General features: G+C 42.2%; 15 protein-coding genes and 1 pseudogene. 10 read left to right on the top strand and 6 right to left on the bottom strand.

Annotated elements, in window-relative coordinates:
- Positions 1 to 9 precede the first annotated feature (9 nt).
- Together JCM15074_RS08035 and JCM15074_RS08040 are read left to right on the top strand one after the other, a co-directional pair.
- Positions 10 to 921 (top strand): SPFH domain-containing protein, encoded by a 912-nt coding sequence (locus JCM15074_RS08035; protein ID WP_025820734.1) that lies wholly within the window; start codon positions 10 to 12, stop codon positions 919 to 921.
- 2 nt (positions 922 to 923) lie between these two features.
- On the top strand, positions 924 to 1,859 hold the full coding sequence (locus JCM15074_RS08040) for an SPFH domain-containing protein (RefSeq protein ID WP_025820735.1): 936 nt from the start codon (positions 924 to 926) through the stop codon (positions 1,857 to 1,859).
- 50 nt (positions 1,860 to 1,909) lie between these two features.
- Here the strand turns inward: JCM15074_RS08040 and fre are convergent.
- From fre to JCM15074_RS08060, 4 genes and pseudogenes are all read right to left on the bottom strand, one after another.
- Positions 1,910 to 2,607: pseudogene (gene fre, locus JCM15074_RS21505) on the bottom strand (NAD(P)H-flavin reductase).
- A 59-nt stretch (positions 2,608 to 2,666) separates the two neighbouring features.
- Positions 2,667 to 4,133 carry a 4-hydroxy-3-polyprenylbenzoate decarboxylase gene (ubiD, locus tag JCM15074_RS08050; RefSeq protein WP_025820736.1) on the bottom strand — a complete coding sequence of 489 codons (1,467 nt, stop codon included), beginning with the start codon at positions 4,131 to 4,133 and terminating at the stop codon, positions 2,667 to 2,669.
- 105 nt (positions 4,134 to 4,238) lie between these two features.
- Entirely contained in the window at positions 4,239 to 4,553 is a 315-nt protein-coding gene (locus JCM15074_RS08055) for an STAS/SEC14 domain-containing protein (protein ID WP_025820737.1), read from the bottom strand.
- Between the two features lie 7 nt (positions 4,554 to 4,560).
- Positions 4,561 to 4,929 (bottom strand): hypothetical protein, encoded by a 369-nt coding sequence (locus JCM15074_RS08060; RefSeq protein WP_025820738.1) that lies wholly within the window; start codon positions 4,927 to 4,929, stop codon positions 4,561 to 4,563.
- 294 nt (positions 4,930 to 5,223) lie between these two features.
- Between JCM15074_RS08060 and JCM15074_RS08065 the strand changes: the two genes are divergently transcribed.
- From JCM15074_RS08065 to JCM15074_RS08075, 3 genes are all read left to right on the top strand, one after another.
- Positions 5,224 to 5,583 (top strand): hypothetical protein, encoded by a 360-nt coding sequence (locus JCM15074_RS08065; RefSeq protein ID WP_025820739.1) that lies wholly within the window; start codon positions 5,224 to 5,226, stop codon positions 5,581 to 5,583.
- Between the two features lie 320 nt (positions 5,584 to 5,903).
- On the top strand, positions 5,904 to 6,965 hold the full coding sequence (locus JCM15074_RS08070) for a DcaP family trimeric outer membrane transporter (RefSeq protein ID WP_025820740.1): 1,062 nt from the start codon (positions 5,904 to 5,906) through the stop codon (positions 6,963 to 6,965).
- A gap of 87 nt (positions 6,966 to 7,052) precedes the next feature.
- The gene (locus JCM15074_RS08075) at positions 7,053 to 7,667 is read left to right on the top strand and encodes a hypothetical protein (RefSeq protein WP_025820741.1); all 615 of its coding nucleotides are present in this window, start codon (positions 7,053 to 7,055) and stop codon (positions 7,665 to 7,667) included.
- 19 nt (positions 7,668 to 7,686) lie between these two features.
- On the opposite strand, the gene aroQ is transcribed toward JCM15074_RS08075, so the two are convergent.
- Positions 7,687 to 8,133: a type II 3-dehydroquinate dehydratase gene (aroQ, locus tag JCM15074_RS08080; RefSeq protein WP_025820742.1), complete on the bottom strand. Its 447-nt coding sequence runs from the start codon at positions 8,131 to 8,133 to the stop codon at positions 7,687 to 7,689.
- A gap of 47 nt (positions 8,134 to 8,180) precedes the next feature.
- Positions 8,181 to 8,597, bottom strand: a complete 417-nt coding sequence (gene arfB, locus JCM15074_RS08085) for an alternative ribosome rescue aminoacyl-tRNA hydrolase ArfB (RefSeq protein WP_025820743.1) — start codon at positions 8,595 to 8,597, stop codon at positions 8,181 to 8,183.
- A 131-nt stretch (positions 8,598 to 8,728) separates the two neighbouring features.
- Here arfB and JCM15074_RS08090 point away from each other — a divergent pair, with 131 nt between their 5' ends.
- From JCM15074_RS08090 to JCM15074_RS08110, 5 genes are all read left to right on the top strand, one after another.
- Complete coding sequence (locus JCM15074_RS08090) at positions 8,729 to 9,088, top strand: SpoIIAA family protein (protein WP_025820744.1); 360 nt, start codon at positions 8,729 to 8,731, stop codon at positions 9,086 to 9,088.
- Positions 9,089 to 9,115: 27 nt separating this feature from the next.
- Positions 9,116 to 9,292, top strand: coding sequence for a DUF3012 domain-containing protein (locus JCM15074_RS23980; RefSeq protein ID WP_037469379.1), 177 nt, complete (start codon positions 9,116 to 9,118; stop codon positions 9,290 to 9,292).
- Between the two features lie 122 nt (positions 9,293 to 9,414).
- Positions 9,415 to 9,822, top strand: coding sequence for a hypothetical protein (locus tag JCM15074_RS08100; protein ID WP_025820745.1), 408 nt, complete (start codon positions 9,415 to 9,417; stop codon positions 9,820 to 9,822).
- Positions 9,823 to 9,967: 145 nt separating this feature from the next.
- Positions 9,968 to 11,257: a TolC family protein gene (locus JCM15074_RS08105; protein WP_025820746.1), complete on the top strand. Its 1,290-nt coding sequence runs from the start codon at positions 9,968 to 9,970 to the stop codon at positions 11,255 to 11,257.
- A gap of 2 nt (positions 11,258 to 11,259) precedes the next feature.
- On the top strand, positions 11,260 to 12,522 hold the full coding sequence (locus JCM15074_RS08110) for an efflux RND transporter periplasmic adaptor subunit (protein ID WP_025820747.1): 1,263 nt from the start codon (positions 11,260 to 11,262) through the stop codon (positions 12,520 to 12,522).
- The last annotated feature ends 5 nt before the right edge of the window (positions 12,523 to 12,527 follow it).

The following is a 12,527-nucleotide window of genomic DNA, read 5'->3' on the forward strand; positions in this document are numbered from 1 at the left end:
GGGATGGATATGCTCACAATTACCATAGTTTTTCTATTTGTTATCTTCATTATTTATAAGTTGATCTTAATTGTACCTATGCGTGAAGTGTGTGTGATTGAACGCTTAGGTAAGTTTCGTTGTGTGCTACCGCCGGGATTTCATTTTTTAATTCCATTTGTTGACCGAGTTGCTTATCGACACGATACCCGTGAAGAAGTCCTTGATGTCCCACCACAGAGCTGTATTTCGAAAGATAACACCCAACTTGAAGTCGATGGTTTAGTCTATTTAAAAGTGATGGATGGTCAGCTTGCCAGTTACGGAATTGAAAATTATCGCCGCGCGGCGGTGAATTTAGCACAAACAACCATGCGCTCTGAGATTGGTAAATTAAGTTTGTCTGATACATTCTCTGAGCGAGAAAGCTTAAATGAATCGATTGTACGAGAGATTGATAAAGCTTCCGATCCATGGGGAATTAAAGTGTTGCGTTATGAAATTCGCAATATCACTCCATCACGTCATGTCATCCATACACTAGAAAAACAGATGGAAGCTGAACGCAGTAAGCGGGCTGAAATTACCTTAGCGAATGCAGAAAAAGCGGCAATGATTAATTTGTCTGAGGGTGAACGCCAAGAGGCGATTAACCTTTCAGAAGGTCAAAAACAGAAACGGATTAATGAAGCAAAAGGTACGGCGCAAGAGATTGCTATTGTGGCTAAGGCGCGTGCACAAGGGATGTCGATGGTTGCCAATGCGTTAGCACTTGACGGTGGTAATGAAGCGATGAATATGCAGCTGAAAGAGCAATTTATTGAGCAATTAGGCGGTATTTTAAAGCAAGCTGATGTCTCTGTCGTACCAGCAGAAATCGCCAAGCTAGAAGGCTTTTTTGAAGGCATGGAAAAAGTCACTCATACAGTGAAGGAGCGTTAATTATGTTTGATTTTGCCAACCAAGAATTAATTGTATTAGCGATTTGGGGCATTATTTTCGCTATTTTTATGCTGAAACTGTTTCAGTCCATCCGCTTAGTACCCACTAAGTCAGCTTATATTGTTGAACGTCTGGGGAAATACCACAGTACCTTAGATGCTGGCTTTCATGCCTTAATTCCATTTTTAGATAAAGTGGCTTATATACATGATCTAAAAGAGGAAACCATTGATGTGCCACCACAAGAGTGTTTCTCTAGTGATGAGGTTAATGTCGAGGTCGATGGCGTATTGTATATGTCGGTGGTTGATCCCATTAAAGCCAGTTATGGCGTGACAGATTACCGCTACGCCGCGATTCAACTCGCACAAACCACAACTCGTTCTGTTATCGGTACTTTAGATTTAGATCGAACTTTTGAAGAACGTGATGTGATCAGTGCCAAAGTGGTTGAGGTGTTAGATCAAGCGGGAGCGATGTGGGGTATTCGGGTTCATCGTTACGAGATTAAAAATATTACTCCACCCGAAACCGTTAAGAATGCGATGGAGATGCAAGTTAATGCTGAACGTGAACGTCGTGCCTTATTAGCGAAAAGTGAAGGTGATAAACAAAGTAAGATTAATCGTTCTGAAGGTATAAAAGCGGAAACGATTAACCGTTCTGAAGGTGAGATGCAGCGCCGAATTAATGAAGCAGAAGGCATGGCGGAAGAGATTTTAACCCTCGCTAAAGCGACTGCTGAATCGATTGAGAGCCTTGCCGGAGTCATTAGTGCGCCTGGTGGTCATAATGCCCTGCGGATCCAATTAGGTGAGCAGTACCTTAAACAGTTAGAAGGTTTGCAGCGTAAGGGGAATAAGGTGATTTTGCCGGGTAACATGGTTGATTTTGAATACTGGATGAACAGTATCGGTTTAAAAGAGAAACCTGAGTAAGAAGGCAGCAAAAAGCCCGCAGTGTGCGGGCTTTTTCATTATTGGGGCGATTATTTGATAAACGCGAAGGCATCACCGTAGAGGTGGTTTTCTTCAATTCCCATCATTCGAAACGCTTCTCTGGCAATGCTACCATATCAAAACGGCCAGCTATATAGACGTCATAGCCACTTAGACTGTCAAAATCCTGCTGGATTTGTTTAATTAGGTTACCTTGCTGGCCCTGCCAATCTTGAGTCGCATTTTCGACAACTGGTACAAAATGTAGCCATGGGTGAGCGTTGTGCCAGTCTCTTGCGAGCTGTTCATAGTACATAGCATCTTTGTCACGACAGCCCCAGTAAAGTGTCATTTGTACTGGGTTTTCATGTTCAATTTGAGCTTCAACGATACTCTTGATATACGAAAATCCTGTTCCGCCAGCAATCAATAAGCGTGGCCTTAGGCTTTCATGGCGTAAATACGCTTCACCTGCTGGTGCTTCAATCTCAATATGGCTATTTTGCTGTAACCGCTCAACCACTTGCATTGGATAGCTTTCAGAAACAGAGGCACCAATATGTAACTCTATCTGGCCATTATGCGGTGCGCTAGCGATTGAAAAGGGGCGTTTGTCTTTTTCACCCATTACAATTGATAAATATTGACCCGGTTTAAAATCCAGTGGCGTATCAGGCGTAAGTAACACTCGATATACTGCATCATTAAAAGGGATAACTTGGTCAACTTTGCAACGGTATGTATTCATTTAACTTCCTTTTCAGCCACTTTTGGCAAGTGTTTCTATTCTATTAGTTTTATTTGATATTAATCAATGCCGAGTTGATCCCAAATTTGATCGATTTTTTGTTTTACTTCTGCATCCATCACAATTGGCGTGCCCCATTCACGGTCTGTTTCCCCCGGCCATTTGTTGGTTGCATCCATGCCCATTTTTGAGCCAAGGCCTGCTACTGGAGAGGCAAAGTCGAGGTAATCGATAGGAGTATTATCAATCATTACCGTATCACGCTTAGGATCCATGCGAGTCGTAATCGCCCAAATGACATCCTGCCAGTCGCGACAATTGACATCCTCATCAACAATCACAATAAACTTGGTATACATAAACTGGCGTAAGAAAGACCATGCGCCCATCATGACGCGTTTAGCATGACCCGGATATTGTTTACGGATAGAGATCACCGCCATTCGATATGAACAACCTTCAGGCGGTAGGTAAAAATCAACAATCTCAGGGTATTGTTTACGTAGAATGGGGACAAATACCTCGTTTAAGGCAACACCTAGCATCGCTGGCTCATCAGGTGGTCTGCCAGTATAAGTACTGTGGTAGATAGCATCTTTACGGTGCGTGATATGAGTGATAGTAAATACGGGGAAACTATCTGTTTCATTATAATACCCGGTATGATCACCATAAGGACCTTCTTCAGCCATCTCTTGTGGATCGATATAACCTTCTAAAATAATTTCACTGGTGGCAGGCACTTCTAAATCGCAGCTAAGCGCTTTAACTACCTCAGTTCGTTCACCGCGCAGCAAACCTGCAAAGGCATATTCACTCATTGAGTCTGGCACAGGGGTCACCGCCCCTAAAATAGTGACAGGATCTGCACCTAAAGCCACTACAACAGGGTATTTTTCGCCGGGGAATTTCTCTTTGAAATCCTTAAAGTCTAACGCGCCGCCACGGTGATCGAGCCAGCGCATGATCAGTTTATTTTTAGTCAGTAATTGTTGGCGATAGATGCCCAGATTTTGTCTTTTTTGACGGGGGCCTTTGGTAATGGTGAGTCCCCAAGTGACCAAGGGGGCGACATCGCCCGGCCAGCAATGTTGGATAGGTAATTGGGTTAAGTCGACTGCATCGCCCTCAATAATCACCTCTTGGCATGGTGCTTTGCGAACGGTCTTTGGCGGCATATTTAATGCCTGCTTGAACATGGGAATTTTGGCGATAGCATCTTTAAAACCACGCGGTGGCTCAGGCTCTTTTAAAAAAGCCAGTAGTTCGCCCACATCACGTAGTGCCAGAGGGTCCTCTTTGCCAAGTGCCATTGCTACCCGTTTTGGCGTACCAAATAGGTTGGCTAATACTGGCATGGTTTTACCCACAGGATTTTCGAATAATAAGGCAGGTCCTTGCGAGCGCAGCACTCTATCGGCAATTTCTGTCATCTCTAGGTGTGGATCCACCGGATGACTAATTCGCTTTAATTCACCAGTTGCTTCTAAATGGTCGATAAAGCCGCGTAAATCCTTAAAACTCATAGGGATATAGCCTCATGCTATTAACTTATTCTGGCCAGACTATAGCATAAGTAAAGAGGCAAAATCAGCCGCTACTTTATTGTGTTGGTTATCACTCTAATGTGGTTACACTGCAATTTGGCTCATATGCCGTTGTTGCTGATTGGTGTCGATAACGGTGACATGTGGCAATACGATATTGTGAGCTAAATGAGTATAAAAATAGTGCCAGCGATCAGTATGCTCACTATCAAGAAATTCACTTATGTCTATCACTGCATTGAGGTGAGTTACGTTAATTAATGCAAGGGCATTTTCGATGCTCTGACTGATGGTTTGGTAATCTTCAGAGGTTAACCTACCATAAGGTTTTATTGTGAGGATATGCCGATTGTTTTGTTGATTGATTGATAAATTAAAACCGTGATTAGTTGACTGCATAAAAACCTCACAAGGTGCTATAAATTAAAAAACTACCAATTAATAATGTTGAAACTCCCGCAGGTCGATAGAGGCTAAAGAGTTGCTGGGTAGACTGTTTGACATTGTTTAAATGTTGCTTAGCGGGGGTTAAAGTTTGTGCTAAACCTGCAGCAATGAGAGACACGGAAAAAATCTGCATAAACAAGGGGTTTATGGTGTTTTCTGCGTAATAAAATAGGATTCCGGCAATGGTGAGTTTGGCTAGGATGCCGCATAGATGTGCGTAGGCTTGACGATTACTCCACAATACGACACGTAACCATACTTTGGGGGTTGAGAGCATAATTATGCCCGTGCCAATAAAGCTTATTCCTAGTATAAATAAAAGCACCATATCACCTCCAAAGCTGCCGCAAAATTGCGTTGGACGTCTATGTCTTTTATTTCCTAGAAATTGGATATCTAAAATAGCTAAATTTATATATCTCTATCTTTTGAGTATAGATGCTGTATATACAAGTGCATATAAAATACTGTTAATTATCTCTAAATATACAAAAAAAATCAGTCATTTGTATTGGCAGCTTGATTGTTGCTTACCCAGTAAAAGTGATTTTAGTGTTAGTTGGCTTATCACTGCTTAAATTAACCGCAATAATAGTGTTTTAGTATTAAATGCGAGGTATTTATGAGTAAGGCATTTACCAAAGAAGATGAAGCCGCTGCAATAGTGGTAAGTCCTAGAGCACCATTGCCCGTGAATCAAATCAATTATGTCACCGCAACTGGAATGACGTTATTAAAACAAGAGCAATTAGTACTTGAACAACAGATTACTCAAGCAAAACAGAGTGCTGAACGAGAGTTATTTACGGCATTAAATCAACGTTTATTACAATTAGAACAACGGATCACAACAGCTCAAGTGGTGACTTATGCTGTTGCACCAACTGATACGGTTAGGTTCGGGGCGAAGGTGACTTTAGTCGGTGAGCAGCAATCAAGGCAATATCGGATTGTGGGAGTGGATGAGCTGCGCCAAGTTTAGGCAATATCTCTTTTTTAAGTCCGTTAGCATCACAGTTATTAGGGTTACATCTTGATGATGAGGTGATGATTGCAAATAGTGATGATGATTATTACATCGATAACATTGAGTATGATGGTTAGCTCAATATATCACTTAATATATGAGAGTATGAGAAAGAATACTCTAGAGCTGTATCACGAATATCTTTATTAGTGCTTAATTATAGTGATGTTTATCAACTCTTTTATTGTTTGACTCTTTACCCTTAGGGGATTGGAACCTGATAACAATAAAAATGACGATACGACTACGATATTGTCAGTGATGAGGAACATCAAATGCGATTTATCCGTCTGCTTTCCCTGCTGAGCATCTTTTCATTTAGCCTAAGTGCACAAACAACTTCATTTTCAGTCGGTGGTTTTATCAATGCCGACAGTCGCTATATTAATGGCGATATTCCTTTTAAAGCCATTTGGGATGGTGGCAGTGTTAGCAGTAATGTTGATACCCACAAAACTCAATTCAGCGCTCAACAAAGTCGCCTTAATGGCAAAATTGAACATAATGATATTAAAGGCTTTATCGAAATTGATTTTGTTGGCTCGAGCCAAGGTAATCCCATCGTTTCAAACTCTTATAGCCCACGTTTAAGACATGCATATATTAATTATCAAGATGTGACATTGGGACAAACTTGGTCGACCATGGTCAATGTGGCCACTTTTCCTGAAACGACCAATTTGGGTGGCCCATTGGTCGCTGAAGCCATGGTACGTCAAGCTTTGATTCGATACCAATATCAAGATTGGCAGTTTGCCTTAGAGAATCCGACAACTTACGGTTCACGTATTATTGAAGAACACCAACTTTCTCAAGATCATGATGCCATTCCAGATGTTGTGATTAGACGTAATATTAATGGCGATTTTGGCAATATCTCTGTGGCTGCTCTATTAAGGGCATTGAATCCAGCAGATCAAACTAAATTAAGTCTTGGTGGTTCTATTGCTGCTAAATTGCTTGTATTTGCTCGTAATGATTTAAAGTTGCAACTGCATTACGGTAACCTCGGTCGTTATGTCGGTACGAGTGCCGCCAAAGATATTGTTAACGGTGAAATAGAAACAACCATTGCCGCAATGGTTGCATATCGTCATTTCTGGGGTGAAAATTGGCGTTCTACTTTCTTTTATGGTCAAACTCAAACACAGGTTGAGCAAAATAATCGTCGCCATTTTGGTGCTAATTTATTCACCAATTTAGCCCGCAATGTGGTGCTTGGATTTGAAGTGGGTCGCTATCAAGTTGATGATGAAGTTGATTTAGCTTGGTTGGAATCTCCACGTGCCACAGGTGCCGCGAGTTATGCCCAATTATCAATGCAGTTTTATATTTAGGCTGCTACGCTTAGCCATATTCCCCTTAATTGCCACCTAATGAGCTAATTCCATAAAGTGGCTTGGGGAGCGACGAGGTACAAGAATATGGCTAAATTAAGCGTAATAACATTGGCATTAATAACGGTAAGCCCTGTTGCTGCATCAGCAGTGGCAAGCTCGTTACCTGCTCAAGTTGGCTGGTGGGATAAAGATAAAGTAGCAGGCTATGAGGTTGTTACTGGCGTAAGAAAGCACCCTGTAAGGCCGTCTATAAAACATGAATCTTCACGGTCATATGGTCGCTGGAATATTGGTAGTGGTTTTTATGATCCATGGTACAGACCAGATTGGCGTTGGCGCAATGATCGTTGGGGCTGGAATATTGGTTGGGGTAATCAATGGGGATGGCCAGTTACTCGTTGGAGTAACCCATATTATAATGTGATGCCACTGCGGCCAGTGAAGTGGAAGGCGCGTCGGGTCCATTCTATAAAAGACGGGTCTCAAAACGCCCAACCTATGTACAAGCCACAGCGGCAAACAGCCTCTTCTGAGTATAGTAAAGGATTAAACTTTTTGCCTGCTAATGCCAAAGTAATATTTAAAGATGGCCGTTATGTGTATCAATGGCAAAACACCTTATATTACCTAGATTGGCAATCTCAACAATATCTACCGATTAATCAAACCAATACTCAGATACAGCGTGAAAAAGATTAACAACATATTGTTAACATAACTAATGTGAGTGCCATTGTAAACGGTTAATTGCCGCTTGCAGCGCGAACAAGTAGCCATCTGGGCCTAATCCACAAATTACGCCAACGGCTTTATCTGAAAAATATGAGTGATGACGGAAAGGTTCTCTAGCATGTACATTCGAAAGGTGTACTTCAATAAAAGGGATATCTACACCAAGCAGGGCATCGCGTAGCGCTACGCTGGTATGGGTAAATGCCGCTGGATTAATAATGATAAATTCAGCATCGGTTTGATGAATCGCATCGATTAATTCATATTCAGCATTTGATTGAATATGTGTCAGAGTGATATTTGACTTAGCGGCTTTAATATCCAGTTCGCTGGTGATATCCGCTAACGTCTTATTGCCATAATGACCTGGTTCACGGCGGCCAAGTAAATTTAAATTAGGGCCGTTAACAATCAATATCTTATGGTTGCCCATGGTTAATCCTTCAGTTAAATATTTATTGGAACTCAACATTTAAGCAGTTAATACTGATTTTTCTGCTGACGCAATGACTTTGTTTGACCGCGCTGTTTCTTACCCTCTAAGCGCCGCTGCTGACTGCCTTTCGTTGGTTTAGTGGCAATTCTTCTTTTCTCAACAATACCTGCGCTGGCAACCAGTGCAATAAATTGGCTTAACGCTTGTTGGCGATTATCATCTTGGCTGCGGGTTTGCTGGCATTTAATGATAATTTTGCCGCTTTTGGTGATACGGTGATCAGACTTGGTCAGTAATTTTTGCTGATAGAATTCAGGTAATGACGACTGTTTTATATCAAAAATTAGCTGAGCTGCTGTGGAGACTTTATTAAGATGCTGGCCACCGGCACCACTTGAGCGGATAAATTGCCATTCAATTTCATTTTCATTAATCATTACGCGGTTAGAAATCTTAATCATCTTAATGGTATAGCGCCTGTTTTAAAAAAGTACAATTGAGAAGTTATGTGCAAAGCACTCGCTGTGATAACCTAAGCTGTAACTTTTGTTAAGCAAAAGCACCGTAAGTCGTATCTAGGTGGAGAGCGTTAATGTTATGCCAAATTCCTGCAATAGCTAAAGGTGTAATTAGTCTTTTAGCGAGTGGGCGGATTTCGAGTGCTGATTTTCGCAGTCAATTATTGCCACAAATTGTCAATATGAACGCCCAAGGTAACAAAATTTGTCTCTATATTGAAGCCGATGTGTTGTTAGAAGGCTGGGATCAACAATCATTATCAGGCGTTGACGAAGTACGAATGCCCGCCATGGATGCATTGGTATTTGTTGGGGGACCTGATTGGGTTGGTTATGCAGTGCGTTTGCTTGGACCAATGATGCAAGCTGAAGTGGCTTGGTTTCCATTGGAACAAAAAGCGGAAGCGATTAGCTGGATAACAGCCCGAAGTTAATATTATTTATGTTTTGAGGAAATTACGATGTCATTCACTAAAATTACTGCCATGTTAGTGGTTATTGGATTCACGCTAGGGTTGAGCGCATGTTCTCCTGAAGTTGGTAGCGATGCATGGTGTAAAAAAATGGATGCCAAGCCAAAAGGTGATTGGACGGCAAACCAAGCCGCAGATTATGCCAAGCATTGTGTGTTTAAGTAATTAACCTGCAATTGGCAAATAGATCACAACTTGCAACATTGTCGGTTGCGAGTTGTGAATATCACTTTAGAATACGGCCAATTGATAATTTAGATATTATGACTGAGACCGTTTAGATAACCATGTTACGTATCACTGCTCATCAACTTGCAAGTTTGTTGATCGCCATAATTTTACTGCAGTTTACTGCGGCAAATATTGGTGAGCATCAGTTGCATCTGAGCCAGCATACGGGCAGTGAAGACAGTCATCCTCATCTACAATATTCAACTGAAGTCACAACCCTTGCACAGTGCGATGGTGGTGATTGTAATGACACCTCAGCTAATCCTGCGATTCATAATCATGTGATTACAGAAACTCAAATGCTGGATCTCTGCTTAGACTGTCAATGTCATGGTGGTAGTGCCGCATTAGTTTCATTTGTCAGCATAGTGCCATCAGTGCCTGTGACTGATTTGCAAACTAATCTAGAAGCGCAATATTTACCGCCTGAATCACTCCCAGCGTACCGCCCCCCTATAGCTTAATCCTATTGATATTGTTCTTTTCATAACTTGTTGCGTAACAAGTTGTGGGCTTTGACTTGCTCTTAATTTACGTTTGAGCAGTCGTTATACCAATCAAATTGATCACAGCGTTAATGTGATTGGTATCGTACCTTTAGGATTAGCGATGAATAAAACCATTATCGCCAGTATATTGGCTGGAGTTTGTTTCACTTCGTTTGCCAGTAATGCACAACATCAAGATGTTAGCACTATCTTCAATATTAATGAGTTAGTGCCTGCATCCGCCTCGATGCCGATGACGCAGTGGTTACCACTTGTGTTAGCTGAAATTGAAAAGTTACCAGAAATTGCGGTAATTAATGCTCAATTAGCCGAAACTGATTTAGCGGTGAAAGCAGCCCAGCAGGCTATCTATAATCCCGAACTTGGGATGAATTACACCAATGCTGATACCGATAGCTATGCACTTGAATTAAGCCAAACTATTGACTGGGGAGATCAACGTGGTGGTAACGAACGAGTTGCCCAGTTAGAAAGTTTAATTTTACAGGCTGAAACACAGGTGCTACGCAGTCAAATATTGGCTGAGCGATTGTTAGCATTGGTTAATCAGCAGCAAGCCAATAAGCAGTTATTGTTTGCTAAAAAACAGCAACAATACGGCCAAACACAACAGCAAATAGCAGAACAGCAAGTCAACGCTGGTGCGATATCACAAGTAGAGTTACAGCTGATTAAATTAGAGTTGGCAAATAATGCTGCTGAATATGCATTAGCTGAACAAGCCGCAATGGCTGCTGACAATCAAGTGTTGGCGCTATTTGCTGATTCTCCTCCACAAACGACGGATTTTATGGCTTTGATCGCAGATTATCAGGTCAGTCAGGTTGATGGCCGTTTACCTGCGTTAACCAGTGCCTACCAACAAGTTTTATTAGCTAAAGCGAGCGCCAACTTAGTAAAAGCACAGACAGGTGTTGATCCTACGATTAGTTTGAGCGCAGAACGTGAAGGTGATGAGAATAAGTTTGGCGTAGGTGTTTCTATCCCACTGCAAGTGCGTAATAGCTTTGATGAGCAATATGGACTTGCCCTGCAACAGGTTGTGATTGCTGAGCAAGCTTATCTTGCCAAAGAGCGTGTCTTAACGCTGCAACAACGGCAATTTAGTTTGACTATGCCGCGTTTAATTAGCCGTTACCATGATTGGCAACTCTTAGTTGAACAATCGGGAATGGCCGCAGCCGATGCCCTACAACAACAGTGGCGCAGCGGTGACATTAATACCAGTGATTATCTACAAAGTAGACGACAAATCGCGAGCAGTTACTTCGCTGGCTTACAGCTAGAACAAGCTATTTATCAAAACTGGTTAACTTGGATGGGAGATAGCGGTGAGCTATATCCATTTGTAACAAGTAAAGTCAAAAACCATGCAGTGGGAGAAAAATAATAATGAAAACACAACTATTTACCAAACAAACTGGCTTTAACTTATCACCTTTGATGAAAGCGATGAGCTTATCAGTATTGTTAGTGATGACCTGTGCGACTACTGCAGCATATGCGGCTGAAGATAAACATGATCATGCCTCTGAACATACCGAGGAGGTTGAGCATGACCATAAATTAGAGTTATTAGGTCAGCAAGAACATGGCGATCATGCGCATGAGGGCGAGACGATATCTGCTGTAGATGACCATGGTGATGAAGATGATCACGGCTTACATCTGACAGAGCAACAGCGTCAACTCGCGGGTATTAAAATTGCGCAGCTAAAGCAGCAAAACTTTAATCTTGAGAGCTTTGCCGCCGCCACCTTATTAGTCGATCGTGATCGCACGGTTACCCTTGCTCCCCAGCTTGACGTTCGGGTGTTAGCAAGACATGTGATCCCGGGGCAGCAGGTTAATCAAGGCCAAGCGGTATTGACACTAGGTGGTAGTGAAGTGGCACAAGCACAAGCTGATTATATTAATGCTGCCGCTGAGTGGAGTCGTGTTAAACGTATGAATAGCAGCGCAGTAAGTGATAGTCGCCGCTTACAAGCGCAAGTTGATGTTGAACTAAAGCGTGCGATTTTACAGGCGCTGAAGATGACACCTGCACAAATCAAAGCGCTCGTGGATAATCCACAAGCGATTGGCAGCTATCAATTATTGGCGCCAATTAGCGGCCGAGTGCAGCAAGATATTGCTCAGCGTGGCCAAGTGATGGCTGCTGGTACGCCATTAATGCAACTCACTGATGAGTCTGCATTATGGGTTGAGGCGCAATTAACACCAGTACAATCTGAACAAGTGGTGATTGGTGATGAAGCCTTAATTAAAGTGGGTGAACATGCGCTTACTGGCGTCATTATTGGTCGTTCACATGAGCTAAATAGCGTGACTCGTACTGAACAAGTGTTAGTGAGTTTAGCTAATCCGGGTCATGTATTGCATGCGGGCCAGTTTGCTGAAATGTATTTCAATAATGCTAAACAAGCCGGTGTGGTATTGCCTGATGCTGCACTGAGTCGTAGCAGTGATGGTCATTGGCAGGTCTTTATTGAAAAAGCGGGTGAGTTTGAAGCACTTGAAGTGAATGTGGTGCAGCGCCAGCGTGGTATGAACTTAATTCAAGGTTTAGATGAGTCCGCCAATGTGGTGGTGTCTGGGGCATTTTTCTTAGCCTCTGAACAAGCTAAATCTGGCTTTGATATTCATAATCACTAAGGAGC

The sequence above is a fragment of the Shewanella marina JCM 15074 genome, from assembly GCF_000614975.1.
GTDB lineage: Bacteria > Pseudomonadota > Gammaproteobacteria > Enterobacterales > Shewanellaceae > Shewanella > Shewanella marina.